This is a genomic window from Peribacillus sp. NPDC096622 (assembly GCF_044762665.1).
Lineage (GTDB): Bacteria > Bacillota > Bacilli > Bacillales > DSM-1321 > Peribacillus > Peribacillus frigoritolerans_B.
Window position 1 is genome coordinate 173,749 of record NZ_JBIWES010000007.1, and the last position, 26,251, is coordinate 199,999.

Here is a 26,251-nt window from a genome sequence, read left to right on the forward strand (position 1 = left end):
TTGAAACAAAATGATTGGGAGGAATCTGCAGTGATGCAAACGAACAAAGTGATCGGATTCATAGGTTTAGGAGTTATGGGAAAAAGCATGGCCGCACATCTACTTAAGGCGGGATTTGAGGTATTTGTTTATACAAGGACGAAAGATAAGGCAAGTGAACTGCTCTCACAGGGTGCGAAGTGGGCATCTTCACCAAAGGAAATTGCCCAAAAAGCTAATGTGATCATTTCCATGGTGGGATACCCTAGTGATGTGGAAGAAATCTATCTTGGGGAAAATGGGCTTATCGAGAACGGGAAACAAGGAACCCATTTAATCGATATGACGACCTCCACTCCAACTTTGGCAGTGACAATAGCAGAGGAAGCCAAGAAAAGGGGCATGGAATCATTGGATGCACCGGTTTCCGGAGGAGATATCGGTGCTCGTGATGCAAAGCTCACGATCATGGTCGGCGGGTCTAGTGAGGCATTTGAAGCGGTCCGGCCCATTTTTGATATCATTGGCAGCAATGTTGTCCATCAAGGCCCGGCTGGCTCAGGACAGCATACGAAAATGTGCAATCAAATCGCCATTGCATCCAATATGATCGGAGTGACTGAAGCGATTTCCTATGCCAAAAAAGCGGGGTTGGATCCGGACCGGGTATTAAGAAGCATATCATCGGGGTCTGCCGGGAGCTGGTCATTGTCCAATCTTGTACCGAGGATGGTTGAAGGCGATTTTGAACCTGGTTTTTATATCAAGCATTTTATCAAGGATATGAAGATTGCACTTGATGAAGCGGAAAGAATGGGAATGGACGCTCCTGGATTAAGCCTGAGCAAATCCCTGTATGAGGGGCTGGCAGAAGCTGGCGAAGAAAATAGCGGTACACAGGCATTATATAAACATTATAATTAAGTGCTAGCATTTCTTTATCATGAATAAGCTGATAGCGACAGCCTTTACAAAAAGGAGTGAAAGCTATGGGCGAATTCGATGATATCAATATGAAATTCCAGGAATTGGAAGATGGTAGATATATTGTAAGGATTGAAGGATTTAAACGAGAAAAAACCATTCATCAAACAAAGCCCATTCGTTGGGATCTGAAATTAATGAATGAAAGTCCGCTAATCTTGCCGGTGAAATTCAGTCATATCGAAACGAATGCCGGTTTTCAGATACTGATGCGCGAATTGAAGAGCTTAGGTTTTTCAAAGCCGCGCTCCGCAAAGGAATTTGAAGAAGTGATGGCTGATTTACTTGGGTCCATCGTCGAAGTGAGCCTTACCACGACAAACAAGGAAGAAGGATATCGGGAAATTCGTTTTTTACGGAGATTGTATTAGTTGGCTTGCTTGGTGAAAAAACTTAGGTAGCCTGACATCATTGAAAATAGGAAAGTGGCCTTCAATTGTCCATTCAATTGAAGGCCACTTTTTTTTCGATTACTTTTTAGCTAAAAAAGCTTCAATACGGTCCAAGGCCTTTTCCAGGGTCTCCATGGAATAGGCATAAGATATCCTGAAGTAACCTTCGCCAAGGGGAGAGAAGGCATCTCCAGGGACCACTGCCACTTTTTCCTGTTGAACAAGCTTGAGGCAAAAATCAAGGGAAGAGGCAAAGCCTTCAGGCAGCTTTATAAAGAAGTAAAAGGCACCATTCGGTTTGACTATTTCCAGTTTCATCGCTTGTAAGCGACTGTATACGTATTCCCGTCTCCGTGCATACTCGGTCTTCATGGGTATTGCATCATTTCTGCCTGCCGTCAATGCTGCCAAGGCAGCTCTCTGAGATATGGAAGCGGCACATGTCACATTGTATTGATGAACCTTCAGGAGATGCTGAGAGATGGCTGCAGGTGCAAACAGAAGGCCGATCCTCCACCCGGTCATGGAATGGGACTTGGACAGTCCGTTCAGGACGATGGTTTGTTCTTTTAAGAAAGTGGCAATCGAAACATGCTCCTGATCGAATACCAGTTCACTGTAAATCTCATCAGCCAATATGAAGATGTCCTTGCCCCTAACAAGTTCGGCAATGTCCAATAATTCTTCGGCAGATAATGTAACCCCGGTCGGATTCGACGGATAGGGCAGAACGATGCACCGAGTATGTTCAGTTATGTACTTTTCAAGTATATCTGCAGTCAAACGAAATCCATTTTTTGTTGTATCGGCATAAACAGGTGTTGCACCGCACATCTTAATGATGGGTTCGTATCCCGGATATACCGGACCCGGTAATATTACTTCGTTCCCTGGGATGAGGATTGTCCGAAAAGTAATGTCTATGCCTTCGCTGGCACCAGAGGTCACTATCACTTCATTCGCCGGATCATAGCCAAGCTTGTATTTATCTTTTACATAATTTGAAGCGGCTTCCCTTAACTCCAAATAGCCCGCATTGTGAGTATAAACGGTATAGTCATTATCGATGGCTTGTTTTGCCGCTTCTTTAATATGCATCGGAGTTGGAAAGTCAGGCTGCCCTATCGTTAAGGAAATGGTGCCTTCGATATCGGCGACCATATTGTAGAATTTACGGATTCCTGATATTTGAACGTCTTTTACTAGAGGGTTTATTAAATGTTCCATCTATGAATATCCTCCCTTTTCTAACTACATGAATTATGTACTGTTTGACTCATTCATTCTATTTTATCATTTAGTTTGGAGGGGGAGAAATCTTTTTGAGATTAATGAATTAAAGGTATAATGTATGATAAGAAAATTTTGAGGGTTGATACATATGATAAGGACTTGCGCAATTACTTCAAATCATGAAGTCAGTTTTGGTTTACCGCTAACGGAAATGAATAATCCGGATATCGAGTGGTACTGGGTGGATTTTTCCAATCCCACGAACAAGGAAATCGAACTTTTAACCAATCATTTTCTCTTTCATCCGCTGGCAATTGAAGACTGCCTGGATGATTTTAACCAACGTCCCAAAATGGATTTTTATGAGGGCTACCAATTTCTTGTGATTCATGCTCTAAGGGAGAAGGTATTTAAAGCAGTGGAATTGGACATGTTTGTTGGTGAAAAATGGATAGTCAGTTTTCATAAGGAGGATTTGCTTGAACTGGAAAAGGTTTGGGAAGAAATTGCTGGTAATAAAATGTTGAAGCAAAGTCCTTTTTTCTTGTTGCATAGGATAATTGACAGGATCGTCGATGAATTCTTCCCTCCTGTTTATAAAATTGAAAGCGAATTGGGCAGCATAGAGGAAAATACTGAAAATGATTCGATTAACGAATTGATGGATCAGCTTTTCGATTTACGGACAGATATGTCCAGGCTCCGTCGGACCATATTGCCGATGCGTGATTTATTGTACAGAATGATTTCATCAGAGCGTCTGAATTACTTGAAAGATCAGCATCTTTATTTTAATGATGTGTACGATCATCTTCTTAAATTGACAGAAATGCTTGAATCGTATCGAGATTTTTCGTCCGATATCCGTGATAGCTATTTGTCTGTGAACTCTAATAATATGAATTCAACGATGATGACATTGACTGTGATCACTACCATTTTCATGCCGCTGACCTTCATAGTGGGCGTTTATGGGATGAATTTTGAATATATGCCGGAATTAAATTGGCATTATGGTTATTTCCTCATTCTTGGAATGATGGGCTGTATTGCCTTGATGATGTTTTTATTCTTTGTAAAAAAAGGTTGGCTCAATCCAAAGAAAAGGTCACGAAAGAGATGAGTATCAGTTGAGAAATTGGTGAATAAGCTGGGTTTTGTTTGCTCAGTTAGAATATTGAGGGGGTTAGAGGCAGGCCTTACGATCGATAGGTTGGCTGGAATGGCAGTGGTGAAAAATGGGCTTGGAAAAAGGGGACTCTGATGGGTCCCTATTTAGTTTGGCTTTAATAAATGATTACTTATTGATTCTTTTTTTATCTGTGCTCTAAACAAAAGAAATATTTAACCGAATTATTAGGTATGAGTTCATTGATAAAACCATGATTTTTTCCTAGCGGTTAATTGATTATGGAATTATGAAATGAAAAAGCAGAAGGGCGAGATGAAACAATGGAAGCGAATAAAGGAATATTACTGGAAAGTGGAACGAATGAGCTTGAGATAGTGGAATTCGGTCTCGGAAAGAATAAATTCGGCATTAACGTAATTAAGGTGAAGGAAATCATTAATCCTGTCCCCATCACGCTTGTCCCTCATTCCCATCCAAATGTGGAGGGGATCATCGAGCTTCGCGGAGAAGTCCTGCCAGTTGTGAGTGTCGCGGATGCTTTAGGATTTCCGCCATCTGAAACTCCTGAGCAGGATAAATTCATAGTGGCTGAATTCAATCAGCAAAAAGTGGTTTTCCATGTCCATACCGTAACACAGATCCACCGTATTTCCTGGTCCCAAATCGAAAAGCCTTCGGATATGTATCAAGGCCTTGAAAGTCAGATTATCGGAGTAATAAAATTAAATAGTGAAATGTTACTGTTACTCGATTTTGAAAAAATAGTGGTCGAAATCAATCCAGAATCAGGAATAAACATCCAACAGGTTAAAAAGCTTGGTATCCGGCAAAATTCAGACAAGAGAATCCTGATTGCGGAAGATTCTCCATTACTGAGAAAGCTGCTGTTTGATACATTGTCAGAAGCCGGATTCAAGTACTTGGAGTTTTATGAGAATGGACTTGATGCATTTAATTATCTGGAGAATTTGATTGAATCAGGAAAAGTGGTTGAAGATGAAGTGCAACTGGTGATTACCGATATTGAGATGCCTCAGATGGATGGACATCATTTGACTAGAAGAATAAAGGAAAACGGGGAACTCGCTGGTTTGCCAGTGATTATTTTCTCTTCTTTGATTACTGACAGCCTGCGTCATAAAGGTCAGGTCGTAGGGGCTGACGCACAAATCAGCAAACCTGAAATTGCAGAGCTTATAAAGTTGATAGACAAATTGGTATTATGAATGTGAAAACGGGCCGATGAGGTGTTACCTCACGGCCCGTTTGGTTTATCAATGATTAATACTTGGAACCTTTTCCTAAAAAGGAGGATGGGAATGGATTGTGAAAAGGTTGCTTGACCGACCCGCGCCCGTGAGGCCTTTTCTCGGTGTTGGTTGGGTTCGGTTGTTTTTCACCTGCTTGTCCAACATAAGATTGCAGGATCTGTTTTGCTTTGGATAATGACAACGCGGCTTTAGGGTTCCGTATGGAGGCTGCCCGGCTGCCGAGGTGGGGTAGTTTTTTCAAATCTTCCTTAGTGGGAGGTAAATGAAAAACATATGATCCGCATTCGACAATGACGTCGGATTGTTGTGCTGCAAAGCGAGGGTTATCAGAGAAATGAAGTCCAATCTTCTTCGCTTTTCCTTCTTGCATAAGCTTGCTTAATGCGAGCCGTTTTAAATTATATAAATTCTTGGGCTCCAATGCAGTCTTTGCATGTTTATTGACAATAAACACGGCTTGGGCAAGGGAGTTTATCGAAAACTCATCCCTTTCAGAATGTCCTTTCGTTTGGTTCATTAGTGGAAACTCCTTTTCTTAATAAGGTTAGAAGGACGTTACAAACAGACTTCCTTCAGCAAAAACCTGTTTTATATATTGGTTGAAATAGAGACATGTGTGCAACCAGGCAGAAAATAGCGAAACAATTATGCATGTACATCTCTAGGGTATGACCATCATTTCCCAACACTTTACCATCTATTCATTTTCATATTATACCACTTCAAAATATATAGGGAAGTAAAATTCAATCGGACTCCCTTTTGGTCCAAGAAAAAGAAGGCGTTTATGCCGCCTTCTGTCCAACCCTTATTGAGTGTATATATTGATATTTTCAGATACCCCAGCCTGTGCGCCGAATTGTTGTTGCTGGTAACCCTGATAGCCTTGATAGGGAGGGTACGCTGGATAAGCAGGGTAAGGAGGGTAAGCGGGTGGGTATGGAGGAGGATATGGAGGATAGACAGGTGGACGGTTATTGAATAGCAACGGTCCAATTGCCAATCCTGCAACAAAAGCTACAGGCGCCAATAGCGGAAAGAAAGGAAAGTAGCGCTGGTCATTCCAATATTCAGGTCCATATTCATTCCCATATGCATTTCTGTAATCGTTCTGCAGCATTATGGTCTGCGGATAGTGGTAGTAAGGAAAATACTGTGTTTGCATAATTAGCCTCCTTTTCTCAAATTCTTTACATAGTATGGATTTTTTTTAGAAAAGAGCCTGTTTCATCTTAATCTGTTATAATGAATCTACTTATGAGAAAAATTTGGGGGGACCTTGATGGATCGGTTTAAAGGCATTTTTGCAGTCGGTTTTGGAGGAGCGGCTGGAGCGATGTTGCGTTATTGCGTAATCTTGACTGCGGGCCATTCCTTCTTTCCGTTTGGAACCCTTTTAATAAATATAGTAGGCAGTTTTTTACTTGGAATGATAAATGGGTATTTCGCCTCGAAAAAGAAATCGTTTGTTTTTTTGGCGCTGGGCAGCGGGTTTTGCGGCGGTTTCACCACGATGTCCACATTTTCCCAAGAAGTGGTGAATCTCCTGCAGACTTCTCTGCCATTGGCGGGACTGTATCTTGGAGCCACGCTTTTATTTGGTTTGGTGGCCGGTTTCCTCGGACTGGGCCTGTTTAATAGCCGGAGAGGTGAGACTCTTTGATTGAGGTTCTTTCGGTTTTTATAGGAGGATTTTTTGGAGCGGCCTCTAGATATGTCTTGCAGATTATTTTTAATAGGCTATTGCCATCTGTCTCGATACCCATTAGCATTTTACTGATTAACCTTATAGGTTCCTTTGGGCTGGGAATGGTGTTGCCACAGAAAGAAAGCTGGGCTTTATCTTTGCAGGTTTTTCTGACGATAGGTTTCCTGGGCGCTTTTACGACCTTTTCTACATTCAGTATGGAAACACTTGAACTTATTAGAAAACACCGTTATATAGATAGCCTTATCTATATAACGGTGTCTGTTTTAGGTTGCATCGGCACTTTCCTGTGTGGTTATTTAAGTATGGTATAACCTTTATGGCAATTACCATTGGTACTGGTAAAAAAAACCTGGTTTTCTCAGATATACTTCTAATGCTATAATTCATAGGAGTCGATTACAAATGATTCATGGCAACAAGTTGTTTTATCCGCACAGGTTTTGTTAATAAGTCTGGCGGTTTTTCCCTGTGTTCTTTTTCTATCATTTTTCGGCTTGGAATTCGTAAACAGTTAACTCCGGACGTGAAAGAAAACGATATGGGAGACGGGTAGTGCCAAGTCCTCTATTAACATGTAACGTTAATGAATCGATTTCATATGTGCCTTCCCGGTACTTTTCAGCGTATGGAGGAGTTACTAGGGCACCGGCAAAGGGGATTTGTACTTGACCTCCATGACTGTGACCGCTTATTTGATACTGGATGTCATAAGTCCTTGATATGTCGGCAAGGTCAGGGGCATGCGAAAGCATAATGGTGAACACTTCTTCCGGGATGCCAGAAAGTGCTTTTTCAAAATCCGGTTTTCCAAGCATGGCATCATCAACACCGGCAATGACTATTTCTTCATCTGTTAATAAGGTAATTTTAGTGGAGGTATTTTGCAACATGGTAAAATGGGATTTTTCCATGATATCGCTGTAAATTTCTGAGCCATATCCCCCATGATCATGGTTACCGTAGATGCTGAATTTTCCAAGCGGCGCTTTGAGCTGTTTCAAAACGAGAGGGATTTTCTGGTGAGCCTTGTATTTATTAGGCTGGTCCATCAAATCTCCGGTAAATAAAATAACATCAGGGTCCAGTTCGTTTATCTTATTGACAATTGTTTGTAAATCTTTAAGCTGAAATTGAAAGCCTAAATGCGTATCACTGAATTGGGCCATTTTCATGCCATGAAAACCTTTTGGGATAAGCGGGTGACTGATAATTTTATGCTTGATTTCTAACCATTTTGGCTCCAAATTGTGGGCATAATAGCTTCCGCCGATACCTAAACCGGTTAAGGTAGCCAAAGTGCCAAGACTTTTCTTTAAGAATGTTCTTCTGGATATGGGTTTATTCAAATTAATCAACCTATCTAATATAAAAATGTTACTTCCTCATACTAACAAACAATATACATAAAAAGAAGAAAATATCTTCTATAAGCCTATGAAAAACATGTAAACTGGGGTTTGATAAAACCGTATCCGGTTTGAAATTGAACATCTATACGGAGGTAACATGATGACCGAACCAATGTTTATTACACTGATAATACTTCTATGCGCGATTGCGCTTTTTATACAAGGAAAATTTCGAGCAGATTTAATTGCACTTAGTGCACTATCCATTCTGGGTTTACTGGGGATTCTTACATTGGATGAGCTAGTGGCAGGTTTTGCGAATCAAGTGGTCATCATGCTGGCTGGACTATTTATCGTCGGTGCCGGCCTGTTAAATACAGGAATCGTGGAAAAAGCAGGAAATAAGTTATTGGGTTTATGTGGGGGCAGTGAATGGAAATCGCTGCTTATCGTCATGCTGACAGCAGGAATATTAAGTGCTTTTTTAAGTGGGGCAGGAATTGTTTCCATACTGCTTCCGCTCGTTATGAGCATGGCGTTACAACAAAAAACAAGTCCGACAAGGTATTTATTGCCCCTTGCCTATGCAAGCAGTATTGGAGGGCTATTAACACTGACAGGTACTCCCTCCAATATGATCGTTGCTGATGTATTACGGCAAAACGGAATAGGGACTTTAGCATTTTTTGACTTTACACCTGTGGGCTTAATCGCCTTTGCGGCAGGGTTATTCTTCATGCTGACACTCGGACGCCTGTTGCTTCCCGAAAAGACCATTGCCGCGAACAATAGTGTCAAGGGACTGTCGGCAGGGGAGCTTGCCGGCATGTACAAAGTATATGATCGATTGCATTATCTGCATATACCCGCTACTTCCGATATTGTTGGGGAAAGGCTGTCGGACCTCCAGCTTCCTATTCAGTATGAATTGACTTTGATTGAAATCCAGCGGAAGGCAAAGGATAAGCAATTGCCGCTGTTGCAAAGGCAGCAGACGATTTCAGCCAGGGCGGATGAGGTTCTTCACCCTGAAGATATCATTTTGGTGTTTGGAGAAGAAGAAGCGGTTGAGAGATTGGCACTTAACTATGAACTGGAATTTAAACATTTCAATACCGAACAAATAAAGAAACATTTTCTTAGCAGTAGATTTGGATTGACGGAAATATTGATCGTCCCGAACTCGGATTATGAAAATCAAACCTTGATAGATGTCCATTTTCGTGAGAAATACCAATGTAATGTGCTGGCAATCAATCGGAATGGGGAATATATTCAAGCGGATGTCGGAACGGAACGCCTGAAACCGGGGGATGCAATCCTGATACATGGAGAATGGGAAAACATTGAAAGGATTTCCTCGGATTTACAGGATGTCATCGTTATTGGGAGTACATCGGAAGATGGCTCTCCGGTGAACTCCAAGGGCAAAGCATGGATTGCCTTGGGAATCACTGCTTTGATGGTCATTCTTTTATCGATGGAGTCTGTCCCTGCTGTACTGTCGGTGCTGACGGCAGCATTGTTGATGGTGATTACTGGCTGTGTCCGTTCGATGGAGGATGCTTACCAAAAGATTAACTGGGAACCTGTTCTATTGATTGCCGCCATGTTCGGAATAACGGCTGCATTGGATAATACGGGTGGAGTGAGAATGATAAGTGATTGGCTGGCCGTTTTATTCAGTAATATCGGGGCACACGGCATTTTAGCGGTCTTTTACCTCCTGACACTGATCCTGAGCCAATTCATCCCGTATGGAGCCGCGACGGTTATTATGACGCCAATTGCCCTGACATCTGCCGTTAATCAAGGAATCGATCCACTTCCTGTATTTCTATGCCTTGCCGTTGCTGGCAGTTTGGCGTTATCCACTCCAAGGGTTGCCACTACCAACGCGCTTGTCATGACGGCAGGTGATTACAAGCATAAAGATTTTATCATGATCGGGATATCCATACAGATCTTCATAGGGGTTATCATGGTGATCACGATACCATGGTTCTTCCCTTTTTGATAAGACATAAGGCATTGTCCATTTATGGGCAATGCCTTTTCAGTGTGCTTCTTTCCAATTGGATAGGATGAATGGGGAATTTTAATGTACTGAAAAAAGAGTTATGCAGTAGGAATTAAAATTATTTATTATCAATGCAAGAAACTAATGGTATAATTTTGGCATATTGGTGTTTTCGTAATTAGGGGGAAGATGCATCATGGATACAGAAAAGATATTGAAGAATTTAGACAGGGTGACACCATTCTTTCAACCGATTTTCAGTGCAGATCAACATCAGGTAATCGGATATGAAATTCTAGGTCGCTATGAGGAACAATCTGAATATAAAAGCCTTGGCCCATTTTTTCACGATTCTGCAGTGCCGGAAGAGTATAGGGTGGAAGTGGATAATTACGTACTTGAAATTGCCTTGGAGAGAATAAAAGACTATGGTGAAGATTTTCTTATCTTTATCAACAGAGATCCTAATTTGCTTATGCTGGATCATGGCGAAGAATTCATGGAGATTTTACATCGTCATTTTCAACCGGAGGAAATGCACCGGATCGTGTTGGAATTATCAGACACGATCAGTCCGGAAAACTTAGATCCTCTGCAGCATGTGCTTGCTTACTTTAAAACATATGGGATTAAGATAGCTTTAGATCATTTAGGACAAGATACGCAATTGGACCGAATCGCGCAGATTTCTCCGAATATTTTAAAAGTTAACCTGGATCAGCTTCGCATCTCAGGCGGAGATGCCTATCAGGTCATCCTGTTTTCTTTAAGCATGCTAGCACGTAAAATCGGCGCCAACTTACTATTTGAAAACATTGAGTCCGAATACCAGCTTCGCTTTGCATGGAAGAATGGGGGACGATATTATCAAGGGTATTTTTTGGCGAAACCGGAAGGCGAATTCATTAATAAAGATTTACTTCGTGAAAAATTCCATCAAGAATGCCAGTCCTTCATTTCTTTAGAGACCAAGAAGCTTGAAGCCGTTTATCAAAAGACTTTGCAATTCAACGAGAATATGCAAAATTTCTTAAAACAGCAAAAGCGTGCCGGCTCCCATGAAGAGTTTCTCGGTGTTTTGGCGAAAAAATTGGATTCCGTATGTTTTCGTCTTTATATTTGTGATGAAGAGGGGTATCAAAAATCCCCCAATATCCTCCATAAGGACGGGCAATGGTTAGTCCAACCCAGTTATATGAATAAAAATTGGAGCTGGAGACCTTATTTCCTCGAAAATATCGTAAAGATGCGAAATGAGAAAAAAGGAATACTATCCGATTTATACAGTGATATCGAAACGGGGGAAACCATTCGGACCTTTTCATATCCACTGAATAATAAGGAATACATTTTCTGTGATCTTTCTTATAGTTATTTATATGAAAATGAAGCACTATTATAAAAAACGATTCATGAATATTATCGCTTTAAATGTGTAACGATAAGCAGAAATGATGCGCTTGGAGGAGACATATTTTGAGCACGTACATCTGGATTCTAATCATAATCGTTACAGTCATGGCGTTATATCTGCTCTTTTATACTTATTCTGTAGCAAGGGCACAGAAAGTGAAAGTCAGATATGATTCGACTATCGATGATTCAGTTAAGGAACACCCTTATTTAAAGAACCCGATATTCGTTTCTCTTTTTATTGGTACGATTTTGGTTGCCGGTTTTATTTTTTACTATGCTTTTCGATAATTGTAAGAAGAAGATTTCAATATCATGAAATCTTCTTTTTTATTGTGAAGGATGGGCAATGGTTTCAAGGTCTAACGGAGAATGTGATTTTGTAGTTTGGCTTTGATTCTTGACGGGTATTGAAAGACATAGGCAAAAATCCGAATCAGTAGGAGAAATTCTATAACTAGGAGATGATTGTAATGTGTAAGTATTTAGTTGCATGTCTTGCCAGCGTCCTTTTATTTTTAAGTGGGGGGTTCACTGCTTCAGCGGAGGGCTTACATAGAGAGGAAGTACTATCTATAGTACAAGATGCCATGGAGAATCAAGGTTCTATCAGTGAGGAAGTACGTTCTAAGGAAGCTATAGAAGGAAAGTTGGATCAACATTTCACAGATGATTTCATCGAGAAGTTTGTCCAAGCGAATGTAGTGAAAGTCGATGGCGGTTATATCGCATTTGGTTCAGATTTCGCTCCTTATTATATCCCTTTTTTCAGTTACGACAAGAATACTGAAATTGTATATGGGAAAAACGGTGATGTCATTTATGTCCAGGAAGAATTCCAGGACACTGGGGACGGACCTGTATCGATGGGAAAACATGTTGAATCAGTTACTTTGAAAAAGGAAAATGGCGTTTGGAAGGTAATGGATGTAAAGTATGAAAAGGGAAAATGAAATGGAGATATTAAAGGAAAGTCCTTCAAAGTTAAAAAGTATGGGGCTGAAATGAAAAAGTCTAGAGGAGGCCACAGCCTTCTCTAGACTTTTTATTATATATTCAGTTCTTTTTTTATTTCTTCCAATTCAAAACCAATAATGGCTTTCCCATCGATGACGACCGTTGGTGTGGAATATGCCCCATATTTATTGGTTAGTTCTTTACGTGCATGCCCATCTGTTTTAATATCTTTTTCTTTGTATACTATATTATTATCATCAAAGAACATTTTCATGATTTTGCAGGGAGGGCAATCAGGTTGGGTATACAGTGTAACGTCTTTCATTTCATTCCTCCATATATGCTTTAGGTAAGGTTCCCTTTTAATTATAGAGAATGCCAAGACATTTGAATAGGGATAAACCTTAAGGATCGTTTTACCGATCTTTCTCCTGTTTTACAAGATAGTCTATCAATCCCATGGAACAAACGTTCAGGTCCATGGCAATGATATCAAAAACAGGATGATCAGCGGTAATTCCTTTTTCGCTTAAATGAACAGAGACTTCCGTGAAAATATTTTTACTGGTTGCTGCCACTTGATCCTCGAAGCTAGCATATTCCCTATATGCCGATTTGGCAGTCTCCACAAATATAGGCAACCAGTAATGAAGTTGTTTATATACTTCCTTAGGATTTTCCGATACCCCGTAATGGCCGAAATATATACGTTCGACGCCGATGCTTTCATACAATTCCGCTGCAGCAAGCATCGCATCGGGATTAAATTGGTTTGGCGATGTTGAAGGTAAGTAAAATTCCAAACCTTCTTCATCGAGTTCACGATAATAGATGCCTACGGTGTCACCTGAAAACATCCCTTTGGAAACCGAATCGTAAATGCTTAAATGATGGTTCGCGTGTCCTGGCGTATCATAAAAGGTCAACGTGGAAGTTTCACTTGTTTTTAGGGATTCCCTATCTTGTTTAATCAGCATTCTTTCAAATGGAATAGGTAATATCGGATTGAAAAGCTTATTGAATTCTTCACCATAGACTGCTTTAGCCCCAGCGATCAAACGTGTTGGATCTTCTAGATGCCGTGCGCCTTTTGGGTGGACGATCACTTTGGCATTCGGACAATGCTGTAAAAAAAGTCCAGCTCCACCTGCATGGTCCAAATGAATATGGGTAAGAATGATATATGTAATATCTTCGAGGGCGATTCCCAAATGTTTGAGCCCCTTCATTAAGTGGGGGATGGAAGGGCTGGCGGAAGTTTCGACTAAGGTGATGTCTTCATCGGCAATTACATATGTTCCTGTACGATTTCTTCTATCCAAATCAAAACCATCAATCAATGAAATACGATAACCAAGCTCACTAATGTTTTGCAACAGAATCTACCCCCAGAAAATTTTTCATGTACAAAATCCATTCCTTATTTTATTCTGTTAATAGTGCCATGTAAAGAATGAAGTTTTAAATTATTCTGAATTTATTTCGGCGTGGCTACTGGATAGAAAAGTATGGTATAGTGAAACCTATCGAAAAGGTTTTATTCAGAAAGGAGAGGGAGTATGTCTCAATTACAGGGCATCCTTACCAGATTGAAAAGTCTTCAAGAGCAAGCGAAGGAATCTGAATCTGCTCAACGTTTTTTTGAAATAGATGGTGTGAAAAAGTGCCAGGTTACATATTTCAGCAAAACAGAAATGTTCGAGCTTGAAGTATACAGTGATAAAGGGAAATCATCAAAATATCAATTCGATAATATTGATATGATTACCATTGAAATCTTTGATCTTCTTCAATCTTAAAAAAATCACAAAAGGCCGCCTTCCATTGGAAGCGGCTTTTTTATTGTGACCCGGTCAATTTTTACTTGAATGAAGTAGTGATTTTTACGACATCTTATTAATTGGAGGGATGTAAATGAAAAATCCAATGGTAATATGCCCGAAATGGGGTGAGAAAAGGGAAATGGAAAATGTATTAACGGCACAATCCAACCAAAATGTGATTTATCAATGCCCGGAATGCGGTTTTAAACAGGTTAACATCAAAACTAGTAAGGGCTAAAGATCTCTTGCGAATCCCATCGTTTGGGATTTTATTGGTCTAGGAATGAGCCTTTTCTGCTTACATATGTTAAACTATAGAAAGAGCTGTATATAAAAACATATGGTAAGGGGTTTTAACATGATCGGTACTCATGATGGGGATTTATTGGCATCCAGCGTTAAAGACTTAATGATTTCTTCTGAACGCGTGGCCCACGTGCAGGTAACCAATAATTTAGAACATGCACTATTGGTATTAACAAAGAGCGGTTATACGGCCATTCCTGTGTTAGATCCGATGTATAAACTGCATGGTTTAATTAGCACACCAGTCATTCTTGATTCAATCTTGGGACTGGAACGAATTGAATTTGATAATCTTGAGCATAAAAAAGTTTCCGAAATAATGAATATAGAAATACCTCGCCTGCATATTGAAGATACATTGACCAAGGGTGTGGAATTGTTGATTGATCATCCATTTGTCTGTGTGGAGAATGACGAACATGTATTTGAAGGTATCTTAACAAGAAGGGCAATCTTGAAAAAAGTATTTAAACAATATACACCTGATAAATAAGCAAGGCATAAAATGACGGTTAACCTCTAGACTCGCCAGTTGGCGAGTTTTCTTGTTTTTTACATATTTGATCCAGTTAGTGGTGAAGTCTATAAACAGTTAGGATCATTAGGAGAGGATGCGAAAATTGGGCCATACAGTGGATAGTGCAAAAGTGCAGAATAAAAAATTGAAACGTCCCTTCATATTAGCTGCCATCATGTTGGCTATGTTTATGAATGCTATTGAAGGGACTATCGTTTCGACGGCAATGCCGGCCATTGTTAGTGATTTAGGTGGTTTTTCACTATACAGCTGGGTCTTTTCAGGCTATTTGTTAATGAACGCCGTAACAGTTTTGATATATGGAAAGCTATCGGATATTCTCGGGAGAAAACCTGTCTTATTATTTGGAATCGTTGTCTTTTTAATTGGCTCCCTTCTTTGCGGCTTTGCCAATTCGATGACGGAACTCATCATTTATCGCTTTGTACAAGGTTTTGGGGCGGGAGCTGTAGCTCCTGTAGCTTCGACAATTATTGGTGATATCTATAAAAATGAAGAGAGAGCACGCGTTCAAGGGTATCTCTCGAGTGTTTGGGGCATTTCAGCTATCATGGGCCCAGCTTTGGGTGGCTTGCTCGTTGAATCCCTGACTTGGAAGCTTGTCTTTTGGGTCAATATTCCTTTGGGCTTACTATCTTTTATTGGAATTTGGTTTTTCCTTCATGAAAATATCGAAAAGAAAAAACGTGATATCGATTACCTAGGTGCAACTCTATTGACATTATCCATTTCCACTCTAATGGTGCTGCTCGTAGAAGGAGGAGTGAAATGGTCATGGGCTTCAGCTCCGGTCATATCCTTGGCATTAGTGGCCATCATCACCTTTATCCTATTCATTCTTCAGGAAAAGAAAGCGGCCGAACCGATGATGCCATTTGAAATCTGGCAGGAGCGTTCCATTCTGATTGCGAACCTAGTATCCTTGACGACCGGGGTGATGATGATTGGATTATCAAGTTTCCTCCCCACATTCGTTCAGGGCGTGATGGAGCGCTCGCCTACCGTAGCTGGTTTTACATTGACAGCCATGTCAATTGGCTGGCCGATCGCATCTATGGTCTCAGGCAGGTTATTGTTGAAAATAGGATTTAAATCAACCTCCCTTCTTGGAGGGTGCTCATTGATCCTTGGGAGTTTGATCCTAGTATGGATGAAGCCGGAATCCGGGCCCGTTATTGCTGCCATGGGATCCTTCTTTGTCGGTGTAGGTATGGGCTTGACTTCTACCTCATTCATTGTCGTCATTCAAAAAAACGTCAGCTGGGAACGAAGGGGGATTGCGACAGCTTCCAATATGTTCATGCGTAATTTAGGAAATACTGTAGGTGCTGCATTACTTGGGGGAATCATGAATATGAGGCTTCACGCTTATTTGAACGAGCATGCGCCAGCCGGTTCGGGAGTGACAATAGATACGGCTAATAAACTGTTGAACAGCCAAGAACGCACGTCGCTTCCCGAAAATGTGGTAAATGTTTTACAGGAAGGACTTACATTGTCTTTACAGACGATTTATCTCATCGTACTGGTCTTCTCTGTAATCAGCTTCCTGTTACTTACGAGACTAAGAAAGAATAAGAAGGCATAGGAAAAAAGGGCAGACTCATTAAATGGAGTTTGCCTTTATATTTAAGGAAACGCAACTCTGATGACCAATTGAATCAATAATGCGATCGTGACCGAATGTAAAATGAATTTCAACTGTCTAGTGAAGATTTTTTGAGCCACACACAAGGCCAGCTGTGATCCGATAAGGGAACCGATCGTGTAATAAATGGCAATCCCCCATGCAATGTTACCGGCAATGAAATAGGTAATGAATGCAGACGTACAGCTAATAGAAGTTTGAATTCTAGTAAAGGCCAGGGTTTGAAGGTAGGTGGCACCATTTCTTAAAAAGGTATACATGAGCATGGTCGCCTGTCCCAGCCAATGTGCCGACAAAGGATGCTGCAAAACTGATCGCAAGCAATAAAATGATCGTCAAAGGATATTCACTCCATTTCTTTTCTCTTGTATTATAAGCGGACTTTGTTGATAATAAAATTTAAATAAATTAAATCATCATGATAAGAATTAATTATCAAGAGGTTGGTGTGTATGTCATTTTCAGAATTTCATTTATTATCAGTGCTTGCTCAGGAAATGAATATGAGAAAAGCAGCTGAGCGGTTGTTCGTTTCCCAGCCGGCTTTATCCCAGCGTTTACAATCAATAGAAAAGGATTGGGGCTCGAAACTGTTTCTGCGTTCACAAAAAGGGCTGTCACTGACGCCTGCAGGTGAAGCGGTAATTCGTTTGGCCAATGAGGTTATAGAAAAAGAAGAAAAGGTCAGGGAAAGCATTCAAGCCATGGACCATGAAGTATATGGCACTTTGAAAATAGCCTGTGCATCGATTGTCGGTCAAAATTGGCTGCCGCAAGTATTGAAAAAGTTCGTCCAAAAATACCCGTATGCAAAAATTTCCTTGATTACTGGCTGGAGCAGTGAGATTTTAAAGTCTTTGTATGAAGGGCAAGTGCATATTGGCATCATAAGGGGAGCCCCGGATTGGAAAGGGGTTAAACAGCATTTATTCACGGATATGCTGTATTTAGTGGATACTGAAATGAAGGAACTGAATCAAGTGTTCGAAACGGACCGGCCATTCATTCAGTTTAAAAGCGATTCGAATTATTACCAGGAAATCCAGGACTGGTGGCATCGGCAATTTAAAACGACACCAAAAAACACCATAGTCGTTGATCAAATCGAAACATGCAAACAAATGGTTTTTAATGGAATTGGTTATGCGATCCTGCCAGCCATCACTTTACATGATAAAGATACGAATGTTTTTAAAATCCCTTTACTGGATGGGCATAATCACTCAATCGAACGTGATACATGGCTTTGCGGCTATGAATCTGCCTTCCAGTTAAAGCAAGTACAGGCATTCACGGAAGTGGTGAAAGAGCATATTCGCGACCAAGGAATGTTATAGGTTCGCCGACAAAAATGTCAATAGGGCAGAATAATATATAAGAGTGACATTCAACTTGTCTTGCCGGCAGTTGTCTGGTAAATTTAAAACGAGTAATGATACATAATTAGGAGGTTTACCCGGAATGAATAAAATGGATGCAAACGAAATTATTTCTTTTATCTCGAATAGTAAAAAATCAACACCTGTAAAGGTATATGTCAAAGGCGATTTAGAAGGCGTGGATTTTGGTGCAGCTTCTAAAACTTTCATAACAGGAAATACAGGGGTTGTATTCGGTGAGTGGTCTGAAGTCGAAGAAGCAATCAAGGCAGCAGGAACAAAAATCGAGGATTATGTAGTTGAAAATGATCGTCGTAACTCTGCGATTCCTTTATTGGACCTAAAAGGCATCAAAGCCCGTATCGAGCCAGGCGCAATAATCCGTGACCAAGTGTCCATTGGAGACAATGCAGTCATCATGATGGGTGCATCAATCAATATTGGTTCTGTCATCGGTGAAGGTACAATGATCGACATGAACGCAATTCTGGGCGGACGTGCAACAGTGGGCAAAAACTGTCACGTAGGTGCTGGTGCCGTTTTAGCAGGTGTCATCGAGCCGCCTTCAGCCCAGCCGGTCATTTTGGAGGATGATGTGTTAATCGGAGCCAATGCGGTCGTACTAGAAGGTGTCAAAATCGGTGAAGGTTCCGTTGTGGCAGCTGGTGCAGTTGTAACGAAAGACGTTCCTCCTTACTCCGTGGCTGCTGGTATCCCGGCGAGGGTCATTAAACAAATTGACGAAAAAACTAAATCAAAAACAGAAATCATGCAAGAACTTCGTCAACTTTAATTTCTTTAGTGAATATTGCCTGAAGCGTGGATAAATATATCCACGCTTTCTGTATAGGAGGGAATAATGTGGAAATAAACCCTTTTGCCAAGATCCGGCGTGATTTGCATCAAATACCGGAGATAGGGTTCAAAGAATTCAAGACACAGCAATACCTACTGAATTACATAATGAATTTGGCCCAGGAGCGAATGGAAATAGAAACTTGGCGGACTGGGATATTCGTGAAAGTGAAGGGAATGAACCCTCGAAAAACAATTGGCTACAGGGCTGATATTGACGGTCTGCCGATAAAAGAGGAAACCGGATTGCCGTTTTCATCCAATCACGGGGAATATATGCATGCCTGCGGTCATGATTTTCATATGAGCATAGGTTTGGGATTATTGACATATTTCACGGAAAATCCGATCGATGATGACTTGCTATTCATCTTCCAGCCTGCAGAAGAGGGTCCTGGCGGAGCTGAACCGATGCTTAAATCGGAAACCATGAAAAAATGGAAGCCGGATATGATTCTTGCTTTACATATTGCTCCAGAGTATCCAGTTGGGACGATTGCCGTTAAAGAAGGGCTTCTATTTGCCAATACATCTGAATTATTCATCGATTTGAGAGGGAAAGGAGGACATGCAGCCTATCCGCACGAAACAAATGACATGGTCATTGCGGCCTGCTCGCTTGTAGGGCAGCTTCAAACGATCGTTTCCAGGAATGTCAATCCACTTGATTCGGCTGTCATTACAGTTGGGAAGATTACTGGAGGCACCGTTCAAAATATTATTGCGGAGACAGCGCGGTTAGAAGGCACAATACGCACTCTTAACCCTGAATCGATGGTTAAGGTCAAGTCTAGAATAAAAGCGCTTGTGGATGGTATACAAGTGGGATATGAGTGCTTTGCTGAAATCGACTATGGCTCGATGTATCACCAAGTGTATAATGAAGAACGGTTGACCCGGGAATTCATGGAATTCACAGAGAAGTCAACATCTGTTCATTTGCATCAATGTACTGAAGCGATGACTGGTGAAGATTTTGGTTATATGTTAAAGGAGATTCCAGGATTCATGTTCTGGCTGGGGGTTTCATCGGAATACGGATTGCATCACGCTAAGTTAAGCCCGGATGAAAAAGCGATTGAACTTGCCATAGATCACTTAACGGATTATATAACGTTTAAAGGAAGCGAAGCGTAAAAATGATTTTCAGTACAGAACATGCTCTAAAGAAAGAACGAATGACGTTGGAGGGCTTATTGTGAAAAAAGAATTTGCGGTGATTGGACTTGGCCGTTTTGGCGGCAGCATAGTCAAGACATTAGCTGAAGAAGGATTAGGGGTTCTGGCTATCGATGCCGACGAAGATCGAGTGAATGAATTTGCCAGAATAGCTTCACATGCCGTAGTAGGGGATACGACAGATGAAAATGTACTGAGAAACATAGGAATTCGTAATTTTGATCACGTCATTGTAGCGATTGGCGAGAATATTCAAGCTAGTATATTGACGACTCTCATGCTTAAGGAATTGGGTGTCGGAAATGTTACGGTTAAAGCGCAAAATGATTATCATGAGAAGGTTCTTCGTAAAATCGGGGCCGACTTTGTCGTGCACCCCGAACGAGATATGGGGAGAAGGATTGCCCATAATATCGTCTCCAATAATATTCTCGATTATTTGGAGCTTTCTGATGAACACTCCATCGTCGAAATTGTTGCAAGCCAAAAGATGAATGGAAACTCGATATTTGACCTTGATATCCGTGCTCACTATGGGCTGAATATAGTCGCGATCAAAAGAGGGAACGAAATAAATGTCTCCCCACAGGCGAGCGATTTAATTCATAAAGGTGATATATTGATCGTCATCGGCGCGGATTCGGACATCAATCGCTTTGAAAAAAAGATTGTGGAATAAGTAAACGTCCTGCTAAAATCGAGCAGCACTTTTATCAAAGGAAAACAAAAAGGTTTCGGAATGGTCTCATTCCGAAACCTTATTTTTTTTGGATTTTAAGTAGTTATAGAGAATAGCCTGCATTGACAATTTTTTAATTCCCTTAAGTAGTCCTGGAAAACCATTCTTTTCTTTTACATCTGAGAGTACAAGCAATATTGTTTCTTTGCGTTTCGCATAATAGATTTAACATCTACATAATGACAAAAATGATCTTTACTTTCTGTACACTGTGATAAAAGTGAACAAGTCGCACAAATGGGTTTGGATGATTTGTACTCTATTTTGATTTATTTCTTCTTGAAGAGTACTTGATAAACTCGTATTTCCAGCACTGGCTTTCCACAGTGTGGAATCAACAAATACATGCTTCTTATCAGTTTAGTTTCGGAAGCTTTCCGATAGAAAATCTATTCAAGCATCCTTATCACCTCAAGTTTTAATACTCCTTTTTTAAAACAAAAAAGACAGTAGTCAAAAGGAGTTCTATCTAACTGTTAAAACAAAGTTGATTGGAATGGGTGTTCGAGACTCCTGCGGGAGTACGCGTCCAAGGGAGACCCAACATACGCTAAGGCGCCGAGGAGGCTCCCGGACTGCCCGCGAAAAGCGAGTGCCTGGAGTGTGGAATTCAACGTTCGAGATTTACAAACCTAAACAAAAAAAGCCCAGCTGAATGATGGCTGGGCTTCTATTATTATTGGACTTCCATGATGATCGGCAGGATCATTGGACGGCGTTTAGTTTTTTCATATAGGAATGGAGATAAAGTGTCTGTAATTTCATTTTTAATTTCAGACCATTGTGTAGTTTTGCGATCCATCACTTTATTTAAATGCTTTGTGATCAAGGATTGAGCATCGCTGATAAGGTCTCCGGATTCCCTCATATAAACAAATCCGCGTGAGATGATGTCAGGACCGGATGCAATTTTGAATTCCTTCATATTGATGCTGACAACAACAACGACAAGGCCTTCCTCGGAAAGAATCCGACGATCACGGAGAACGATATTACCGATATCCCCAATGCCGCTTCCATCGATATAAACTGAACCTGAAGGGATTTTACCAGCGATTTGAGCTGTGTTTTCACTTAAGGATAGAACTTCACCATTATCCATGATAAAGCAATTTTCTTCCGGAACACCGCAATCGACTGCATGGCGGGCATGCAGTTTTTGCATACGGTATTCACCATGGATTGGCATGAAGAATTTTGGTTTTATCAAACGAAGCATTAGCTTTTGTTCCTGCTGTCCGCCATGTCCTGATGTATGAATGTCATTCAAAGGACCTGAAATGACGTCTGCTCCTGCACGATATAATTGATTGATCGTTCTGGAAACACTGATTGTATTACCTGGGATGGGTGAAGATGAAAATACTACCGTATCACCAGGAATGATTTGAATTTGACGGTGAGTGCCATTCGCTATGCGCGATAGGGCTGCCATTGGTTCACCTTGGCTGCCTGTACAAAGGATGGTTACTTTATTCGCAGGCATACGATTCAATTGCTGTACATCAATAAATGTATCTTTAGGCGCTACGATATAACCAAGGTCTTGTCCAATTGATATGGCTGAATCCATGCTTCGGCCAAAAACGGCTATTTTACGGCCGTTAGCCACGGCTGCTTCCACAACTTGCTGAAGGCGATGGATGTTCGATGCAAACGTTGCAAAAATAATCCGGCCGTCAACCTTACGGAAAATGTCTTGAATGGTATCGCCGACACGGCTTTCGGACATAGTAAAGTTCTGCACTTCACTATTGGTGCTATCCGAGAGTAAGCACAATACACCTTCTTTACCGATTTCAGCCATTTTGGTCAGGTTTGCTGGCTCGCCCACTGGTGTGAAGTCGAATTTAAAATCACCAGTATGGACAATTTGTCCAGGTGGGGTTTTAACAACGATTCCATATGAGTCAGGGATACTGTGAGTTGTGCGGAAGAAAGAGACGGACGTTTTCCGGAACTTGATCACTTCATCTTCACTGATTTCAATCATGGTTGTCTGACGTAAAAGGCCGTGTTCTTCCAATTTATTACGAAGCAGTCCAAGTGCAAGCTTTCCGCCGTATACAGGGACATTCACTTTTCTAAGTAAATAAGGAATTCCGCCAATATGGTCTTCATGACCATGGGTAATGAAAACACCTTTAATTTTATCTACATTTTTCTCTAAATAGCTGTAATCTGGAATCACATAGTCAATACCGAGAAGTTCATCTTCAGGAAATTTAATTCCAGCATCAATGATGATGATTTCATCTTGAAACTGAACAGCATATGTGTTCTTACCGATTTCGCCTAAACCGCCCAGGGCGAATACAGCTGTTTGATCGTTTTTTACAAATTTCATAAATTATAGCTCCAATACTTTGTAATCTTCATTTTGTTTTTCATATTCTAAATATGCTCCGGTTACGGGTAGTACGATTTCTACGTTATAAGGTTCTTTTTTTAATTTTAAACGAACGTCACGAACGGATTCACCTTCGACAAACATTGTTTTAGTATTCTCCCTGATGGGAACTTCTGATATGGTTACTTGATAGTATACCTTAAAAACCATTTTAATCTCTCCTCACTTGTTTGCATTGCTTTTTTCATTATATATAAAAACAACAATTTTTTCATGTTTTTCAACATCATGTAAAAATAAACCCAGCTCCGCCATAAAAACGGAAGGGGTTTGATGAATTAAATATACCAATGTCTAAAAGTATATAAAAAAATAGATGGCCGATTCTGGTATCAATCCAATTGTAGCTTCCTCTATCTTATATCCTATCCGTTTTTGCCATGTGTAAAACTTAAATCATGGGATCTTTTTTCGTAAACGATTTCTTTCTAAATTAATACAGTGCCAGTGTACAGAGTTTCATGAAAACACAATGGACTCATATATTGATTGAAATATGTATTCACCTGACCGTATAACAGCCAAGATAGAAAGAATGCTTAACAAGAACTTTACAACAAGGAAGAAGCCCTCCGCAAGTTTTTGAAGGGCTGTCCGAAAAAAATTCGCATATGGATGACGGCCAAGGCAGGAATGAGTGGCAAATCATGCGATAGATTTTTTTCTTAAAAGATCATTCCACTGTTTAGCAAGCTTTTTACGAAGCTTTTTTAACATGGCGATCACGCTCCCTTAGTTATTATTGTATAGGATTATTCAATAATGTAAATACGTCTTTACAGGTCCTTGGCCCATTTTTGAAAAAAAAGGCTCTTTCAAACAAGCAACTGGGATTATTAGAGGCAAGAAGGATGGGAGAAGTGTAATCTCGAAAGCCTGAGTTGGTTTCTATTAAGAATAGTATATGCCCATTCCTGAATTAAAAACGTAACTTTGAGTTGGATCCGGTAGAGTTACTTGACTTATCTTGATGACAATTATTAAATGGGTACATATTAAAAAGGAAAAAATGAATGAATTGGAAGTGAATCGTTAGTGAAAATCGTATTCTTTGATATTGACGGAACATTGCTTGATCATGAAAAAAAATTACCTGCTTCAACAAAAGGAGCCATTAAGCAACTGCAGGAAAGCGGGGTTTTTGTAGCGATTGCCACAGGAAGGGCTCCGTTCATGTTCGAGTCTTTAAGGGAAGAGCTTGGCATCGATACATTCGTAAGTTTCAATGGACAATACGTTGTTTTTGAAGGGAAAGTCGTTTATAAAAACCCTTTGAGCATACCTGAGATAAAACGGCTCCACGAACATGCTGAAAAAAATGAAATACCGATCGTTTTCATGAATGAGGAGACAATGAAATCGAGTGTTCCACATCATAGTAGAATTGAAGAAGCATTAAGCAGCCTTAAGTTTCCCCACCCTGAACATGTGGCGGATTTTTATGAGGACCATGATATATACCAAGCCTTATTATTCTGCTCGGAAGATGAAGAAGTGAACTTTGTTGGTGAATATGATGATTTTCACTTCATTAGATGGCATGAGTATTCGACGGATGTACTTCCATTCGGTGGTTCAAAGGCTGAAGGCATTAAAATATTAATGGAAAAAGTCGGGTTTGCTCTTGAGGATGTTTATGCCTTTGGAGATGGCTTAAACGATATAGAGATGTTAAAAGTAGCGGGATATGGCGTGGCAATGGGGAATGCCGGTCAGCTTGTGAAGCAAGAGGCCGACTTTGTAACGAAGGATGTCGATGATGATGGCATACTTTTTGGTTTGAAGGAACTTGAACTGATATAAAAAATAAACCCCCGTCAACAAACAGACGGGGGTTTTGCTTATTACATTACCTTTCCACCGCAATTGAATTTTCCGGAATGGCATAGGGGTCTTCCTGATTGATATGATCATAAAACATGATTCCATTAAGATGGTCGATTTCATGTTGAAAGCAAATGGCTGCGATGCCTTTCAGGCGGAGTTGAACCGATTTTCCTTCGAGGTCCGTACCCACAACCGTTATTCGGGCATAACGTGGCACATAGCCGGAAACGGGACGATTTACGGAAAGACAGCCTTCCCCGGATGTCAAGTATGCTTTTTCCACTGAATGGCTAACGAGTTTAGGGTTGAAAAGTGCATAGCTATAAAGTTGATCATCTTTATCTTTCAAATGAACCGCAATCATCCTTTTTGAAACGTTAACCTGTGGTGCAGCCAAGCCAATTCCTGCCCTTAACCCGTATAGAGAAGCAATATCAGGCTTCTGGCTGTTTTGGACATATTCCATCAAGCTGGCTAAAAGTTGCTTATCTTCATATGATGCCGGAAGCGGAACCTCTGCTGCAACTTGCCTTAAGATTGGATCGTCTTCATTAACAAAATCATCCATGGTAAGCATAATCTTTCACCCCATAAAAATTCTAATAATATGTATAGGATTATTTTAACAAAAAAAATGCTGAAAGTTAATGGATGGTTTAATGAAAGAAAAATGGAAGGGATGGATTCAAGTCGTTGATTTCCTATCCCAGCCATTATTCTATTTGCGTGTTAGGTGTCTATTTAAAAAAATAAATCATTTTTTGTGAATCAGGGTAAATAGTTAACATTTTCGGGTAAAGGTAATAGTAATTATCTGCTTAGCATAAGCAAGCGCCGACGATGATTAACAAAATGAACAGGACAATGATCAGGGCAAAGCCGCTTCCAAAGCCGCAGCCTCCACCATCACCATATCCATAGCTGGGTGCAACGGAAACCGGATAACAACATTCTTGGTTGAAACCTCCATACATAATTTCATACCTCCGTTTTTGTATTATTAAAATGCTGACCACTCTGATTTGAAACGGTCCCTACAGCCTATGCAGTATGGTTTAAAGGGTGTAGGCTAGCGCCCAGTAATGAAAAAAACCTGTTCGGAATAT

General features: G+C 40.5%; 30 protein-coding genes. 19 read left to right on the forward strand and 11 right to left on the reverse strand.

Annotation, left to right across the window (positions count from 1 at the left end):
• Together ACIQYG_RS14885 and ACIQYG_RS14890 are read left to right on the forward strand one after the other, a co-directional pair.
• Window positions 1-903 carry an NAD(P)-dependent oxidoreductase gene (locus tag ACIQYG_RS14885; RefSeq protein ID WP_402839199.1) on the forward strand — a complete coding sequence of 301 codons (903 nt, stop codon included), beginning with the start codon at window positions 1-3 and terminating at the stop codon, window positions 901-903.
• A 65-nt stretch (window positions 904-968) separates the two neighbouring features.
• Window positions 969-1,334 (forward strand): hypothetical protein, encoded by a 366-nt coding sequence (locus tag ACIQYG_RS14890; protein WP_034314117.1) that lies wholly within the window; start codon window positions 969-971, stop codon window positions 1,332-1,334.
• Between the two features lie 99 nt (window positions 1,335-1,433).
• On the opposite strand, the gene ACIQYG_RS14895 is transcribed toward ACIQYG_RS14890, so the two are convergent.
• Entirely contained in the window at window positions 1,434-2,582 is a 1,149-nt protein-coding gene (locus ACIQYG_RS14895) for an aminotransferase A (protein ID WP_402839201.1), read from the reverse strand.
• A gap of 154 nt (window positions 2,583-2,736) precedes the next feature.
• Between ACIQYG_RS14895 and corA the strand changes: the two genes are divergently transcribed.
• Both corA and ACIQYG_RS14905 read left to right on the forward strand, forming a co-directional pair.
• Window positions 2,737-3,711 carry a magnesium/cobalt transporter CorA gene (gene corA, locus ACIQYG_RS14900; protein WP_402839203.1) on the forward strand — a complete coding sequence of 325 codons (975 nt, stop codon included), beginning with the start codon at window positions 2,737-2,739 and terminating at the stop codon, window positions 3,709-3,711.
• 329 nt (window positions 3,712-4,040) lie between these two features.
• Window positions 4,041-4,946 (forward strand): chemotaxis protein, encoded by a 906-nt coding sequence (locus ACIQYG_RS14905; protein ID WP_402839205.1) that lies wholly within the window; start codon window positions 4,041-4,043, stop codon window positions 4,944-4,946.
• 55 nt (window positions 4,947-5,001) lie between these two features.
• Here the strand turns inward: ACIQYG_RS14905 and ACIQYG_RS14910 are convergent, their stop codons facing one another.
• Window positions 5,002-5,508: a YkyB family protein gene (locus tag ACIQYG_RS14910; RefSeq protein WP_402839207.1), complete on the reverse strand. Its 507-nt coding sequence runs from the start codon at window positions 5,506-5,508 to the stop codon at window positions 5,002-5,004.
• A gap of 291 nt (window positions 5,509-5,799) precedes the next feature.
• Window positions 5,800-6,111, reverse strand: a complete 312-nt coding sequence (locus tag ACIQYG_RS14915) for a hypothetical protein (RefSeq protein ID WP_402839354.1) — start codon at window positions 6,109-6,111, stop codon at window positions 5,800-5,802.
• Between the two features lie 162 nt (window positions 6,112-6,273).
• Between ACIQYG_RS14915 and ACIQYG_RS14920 the strand changes: the two genes are divergently transcribed.
• Both ACIQYG_RS14920 and crcB read left to right on the forward strand, forming a co-directional pair.
• On the forward strand, window positions 6,274-6,654 hold the full coding sequence (locus ACIQYG_RS14920; RefSeq protein WP_402839209.1) for a fluoride efflux transporter FluC: 381 nt from the start codon (window positions 6,274-6,276) through the stop codon (window positions 6,652-6,654).
• On the forward strand, window positions 6,651-7,013 hold the full coding sequence (crcB, locus tag ACIQYG_RS14925; RefSeq protein ID WP_402839211.1) for a fluoride efflux transporter CrcB: 363 nt from the start codon (window positions 6,651-6,653) through the stop codon (window positions 7,011-7,013). The genes ACIQYG_RS14920 and crcB overlap by 4 nt, the downstream gene beginning before the upstream one ends.
• A gap of 171 nt (window positions 7,014-7,184) precedes the next feature.
• On the opposite strand, the gene ACIQYG_RS14930 is transcribed toward crcB, so the two are convergent.
• Complete coding sequence (locus tag ACIQYG_RS14930) at window positions 7,185-8,048, reverse strand: metallophosphoesterase (protein WP_402839213.1); 864 nt, start codon at window positions 8,046-8,048, stop codon at window positions 7,185-7,187.
• A 160-nt stretch (window positions 8,049-8,208) separates the two neighbouring features.
• Between ACIQYG_RS14930 and ACIQYG_RS14935 the strand changes: the two genes are divergently transcribed.
• The 4 genes from ACIQYG_RS14935 (at window position 8,209) to ACIQYG_RS14950 (ending at window position 12,437) form a co-directional block, all read left to right on the forward strand.
• Window positions 8,209-10,068 carry an SLC13 family permease gene (locus ACIQYG_RS14935; RefSeq protein ID WP_402839215.1) on the forward strand — a complete coding sequence of 620 codons (1,860 nt, stop codon included), beginning with the start codon at window positions 8,209-8,211 and terminating at the stop codon, window positions 10,066-10,068.
• 199 nt (window positions 10,069-10,267) lie between these two features.
• Entirely contained in the window at window positions 10,268-11,473 is a 1,206-nt protein-coding gene (locus ACIQYG_RS14940; RefSeq protein WP_402839217.1) for an EAL domain-containing protein, read from the forward strand.
• A 74-nt stretch (window positions 11,474-11,547) separates the two neighbouring features.
• Window positions 11,548-11,775: a hypothetical protein gene (locus tag ACIQYG_RS14945; protein WP_127777019.1), complete on the forward strand. Its 228-nt coding sequence runs from the start codon at window positions 11,548-11,550 to the stop codon at window positions 11,773-11,775.
• A gap of 182 nt (window positions 11,776-11,957) precedes the next feature.
• The gene (locus ACIQYG_RS14950) at window positions 11,958-12,437 is read left to right on the forward strand and encodes a DUF3993 domain-containing protein (protein ID WP_402839220.1); all 480 of its coding nucleotides are present in this window, start codon (window positions 11,958-11,960) and stop codon (window positions 12,435-12,437) included.
• A 95-nt stretch (window positions 12,438-12,532) separates the two neighbouring features.
• Here the strand turns inward: ACIQYG_RS14950 and ACIQYG_RS14955 are convergent, their stop codons facing one another.
• Window positions 12,533-12,766 (reverse strand): glutaredoxin family protein, encoded by a 234-nt coding sequence (locus tag ACIQYG_RS14955; protein WP_402839222.1) that lies wholly within the window; start codon window positions 12,764-12,766, stop codon window positions 12,533-12,535.
• 91 nt (window positions 12,767-12,857) lie between these two features.
• Window positions 12,858-13,817, reverse strand: a complete 960-nt coding sequence (locus ACIQYG_RS14960; protein ID WP_402839224.1) for an MBL fold metallo-hydrolase — start codon at window positions 13,815-13,817, stop codon at window positions 12,858-12,860.
• Window positions 13,818-14,000: 183 nt separating this feature from the next.
• Here ACIQYG_RS14960 and ACIQYG_RS14965 point away from each other — a divergent pair, with 183 nt between their 5' ends.
• The 4 genes from ACIQYG_RS14965 to ACIQYG_RS14980 all read left to right on the forward strand — a co-directional run bounded on the left by ACIQYG_RS14965 (window position 14,001) and on the right by ACIQYG_RS14980 (window position 16,696).
• Window positions 14,001-14,240 (forward strand): YkuJ family protein, encoded by a 240-nt coding sequence (locus ACIQYG_RS14965; protein WP_034314086.1) that lies wholly within the window; start codon window positions 14,001-14,003, stop codon window positions 14,238-14,240.
• Between the two features lie 115 nt (window positions 14,241-14,355).
• A complete protein-coding gene (locus tag ACIQYG_RS14970) occupies window positions 14,356-14,502 on the forward strand; it encodes a hypothetical protein (RefSeq protein WP_402839226.1) in 147 nt (48 codons plus the stop codon).
• A 120-nt stretch (window positions 14,503-14,622) separates the two neighbouring features.
• Window positions 14,623-15,063, forward strand: coding sequence for a cyclic-di-AMP-binding protein CbpB (gene cbpB / locus ACIQYG_RS14975; RefSeq protein WP_402839227.1), 441 nt, complete (start codon window positions 14,623-14,625; stop codon window positions 15,061-15,063).
• A 127-nt stretch (window positions 15,064-15,190) separates the two neighbouring features.
• Entirely contained in the window at window positions 15,191-16,696 is a 1,506-nt protein-coding gene (locus ACIQYG_RS14980; protein WP_402839228.1) for an MDR family MFS transporter, read from the forward strand.
• 41 nt (window positions 16,697-16,737) lie between these two features.
• On the opposite strand, the gene ACIQYG_RS14985 is transcribed toward ACIQYG_RS14980, so the two are convergent.
• A complete protein-coding gene (locus ACIQYG_RS14985; RefSeq protein WP_402839230.1) occupies window positions 16,738-17,016 on the reverse strand; it encodes a hypothetical protein in 279 nt (92 codons plus the stop codon).
• A gap of 192 nt (window positions 17,017-17,208) precedes the next feature.
• Between ACIQYG_RS14985 and ACIQYG_RS14990 the strand changes: the two genes are divergently transcribed.
• From ACIQYG_RS14990 to ACIQYG_RS15005, 4 genes are all read left to right on the forward strand, one after another.
• Complete coding sequence (locus tag ACIQYG_RS14990) at window positions 17,209-18,093, forward strand: transcriptional regulator CcpC (protein WP_063231999.1); 885 nt, start codon at window positions 17,209-17,211, stop codon at window positions 18,091-18,093.
• Between the two features lie 124 nt (window positions 18,094-18,217).
• Window positions 18,218-18,928: a 2,3,4,5-tetrahydropyridine-2,6-dicarboxylate N-acetyltransferase gene (dapD, locus tag ACIQYG_RS14995; protein WP_402839233.1), complete on the forward strand. Its 711-nt coding sequence runs from the start codon at window positions 18,218-18,220 to the stop codon at window positions 18,926-18,928.
• 74 nt (window positions 18,929-19,002) lie between these two features.
• The gene (locus tag ACIQYG_RS15000; protein WP_402839356.1) at window positions 19,003-20,127 is read left to right on the forward strand and encodes an N-acetyldiaminopimelate deacetylase; all 1,125 of its coding nucleotides are present in this window, start codon (window positions 19,003-19,005) and stop codon (window positions 20,125-20,127) included.
• 61 nt (window positions 20,128-20,188) lie between these two features.
• Entirely contained in the window at window positions 20,189-20,848 is a 660-nt protein-coding gene (locus ACIQYG_RS15005) for a potassium channel family protein (protein WP_063231996.1), read from the forward strand.
• 736 nt (window positions 20,849-21,584) lie between these two features.
• On the opposite strand, the gene rnjA is transcribed toward ACIQYG_RS15005, so the two are convergent.
• Together rnjA and ACIQYG_RS15015 are read right to left on the reverse strand one after the other, a co-directional pair.
• Window positions 21,585-23,255 (reverse strand): ribonuclease J1, encoded by a 1,671-nt coding sequence (gene rnjA / locus ACIQYG_RS15010; protein ID WP_034314071.1) that lies wholly within the window; start codon window positions 23,253-23,255, stop codon window positions 21,585-21,587.
• A 3-nt stretch (window positions 23,256-23,258) separates the two neighbouring features.
• A complete protein-coding gene (locus ACIQYG_RS15015) occupies window positions 23,259-23,468 on the reverse strand; it encodes a DNA-dependent RNA polymerase subunit epsilon (protein WP_034314070.1) in 210 nt (69 codons plus the stop codon).
• An 885-nt stretch (window positions 23,469-24,353) separates the two neighbouring features.
• Between ACIQYG_RS15015 and ACIQYG_RS15020 the strand changes: the two genes are divergently transcribed.
• Window positions 24,354-25,121: a Cof-type HAD-IIB family hydrolase gene (locus ACIQYG_RS15020; protein WP_402839236.1), complete on the forward strand. Its 768-nt coding sequence runs from the start codon at window positions 24,354-24,356 to the stop codon at window positions 25,119-25,121.
• Window positions 25,122-25,167: 46 nt separating this feature from the next.
• Here ACIQYG_RS15020 and def read toward each other — a convergent pair whose 3' ends face one another.
• A complete protein-coding gene (def, locus tag ACIQYG_RS15025; RefSeq protein WP_402839239.1) occupies window positions 25,168-25,722 on the reverse strand; it encodes a peptide deformylase in 555 nt (184 codons plus the stop codon).
• A 241-nt stretch (window positions 25,723-25,963) separates the two neighbouring features.
• The gene (locus tag ACIQYG_RS15030; protein ID WP_402839240.1) at window positions 25,964-26,119 is read right to left on the reverse strand and encodes a YjcZ family sporulation protein; all 156 of its coding nucleotides are present in this window, start codon (window positions 26,117-26,119) and stop codon (window positions 25,964-25,966) included.
• Window positions 26,120-26,251 lie beyond the last annotated feature (132 nt).

Coding starts and splice junctions, on each gene's coding strand:
- ACIQYG_RS14890 (WP_034314117.1), top strand. CDS start 969: ATGGGCGAATTCGATGATATCAATATGAAATTCCAGGAATTGGAAGAT.
- ACIQYG_RS14895 (WP_402839201.1), bottom strand. CDS start 2,582: ATGGAACATTTAATAAACCCTCTAGTAAAAGACGTTCAAATATCAGGA.
- corA (WP_402839203.1), top strand. CDS start 2,737: ATGATAAGGACTTGCGCAATTACTTCAAATCATGAAGTCAGTTTTGGT.
- ACIQYG_RS14905 (WP_402839205.1), top strand. CDS start 4,041: ATGGAAGCGAATAAAGGAATATTACTGGAAAGTGGAACGAATGAGCTT.
- ACIQYG_RS14910 (WP_402839207.1), bottom strand. CDS start 5,508: ATGAACCAAACGAAAGGACATTCTGAAAGGGATGAGTTTTCGATAAAC.
- ACIQYG_RS14915 (WP_402839354.1), bottom strand. CDS start 6,111: ATGCTGCAGAACGATTACAGAAATGCATATGGGAATGAATATGGACCT.
- ACIQYG_RS14920 (WP_402839209.1), top strand. CDS start 6,274: ATGGATCGGTTTAAAGGCATTTTTGCAGTCGGTTTTGGAGGAGCGGCT.
- ACIQYG_RS14935 (WP_402839215.1), top strand. CDS start 8,209: ATGATGACCGAACCAATGTTTATTACACTGATAATACTTCTATGCGCG.
- ACIQYG_RS14940 (WP_402839217.1), top strand. CDS start 10,268: ATGGATACAGAAAAGATATTGAAGAATTTAGACAGGGTGACACCATTC.
- ACIQYG_RS14950 (WP_402839220.1), top strand. CDS start 11,958: ATGTGTAAGTATTTAGTTGCATGTCTTGCCAGCGTCCTTTTATTTTTA.
- ACIQYG_RS14955 (WP_402839222.1), bottom strand. CDS start 12,766: ATGAAAGACGTTACACTGTATACCCAACCTGATTGCCCTCCCTGCAAA.
- ACIQYG_RS14965 (WP_034314086.1), top strand. CDS start 14,001: ATGTCTCAATTACAGGGCATCCTTACCAGATTGAAAAGTCTTCAAGAG.
- ACIQYG_RS14970 (WP_402839226.1), top strand. CDS start 14,356: ATGAAAAATCCAATGGTAATATGCCCGAAATGGGGTGAGAAAAGGGAA.
- cbpB (WP_402839227.1), top strand. CDS start 14,623: ATGATCGGTACTCATGATGGGGATTTATTGGCATCCAGCGTTAAAGAC.
- ACIQYG_RS14985 (WP_402839230.1), bottom strand. CDS start 17,016: ATGTATACCTTTTTAAGAAATGGTGCCACCTACCTTCAAACCCTGGCC.
- ACIQYG_RS14990 (WP_063231999.1), top strand. CDS start 17,209: ATGTCATTTTCAGAATTTCATTTATTATCAGTGCTTGCTCAGGAAATG.
- dapD (WP_402839233.1), top strand. CDS start 18,218: ATGAATAAAATGGATGCAAACGAAATTATTTCTTTTATCTCGAATAGT.
- rnjA (WP_034314071.1), bottom strand. CDS start 23,255: ATGAAATTTGTAAAAAACGATCAAACAGCTGTATTCGCCCTGGGCGGT.
- ACIQYG_RS15015 (WP_034314070.1), bottom strand. CDS start 23,468: ATGGTTTTTAAGGTATACTATCAAGTAACCATATCAGAAGTTCCCATC.
- def (WP_402839239.1), bottom strand. CDS start 25,722: ATGCTTACCATGGATGATTTTGTTAATGAAGACGATCCAATCTTAAGG.
- ACIQYG_RS15030 (WP_402839240.1), bottom strand. CDS start 26,119: ATGTATGGAGGTTTCAACCAAGAATGTTGTTATCCGGTTTCCGTTGCA.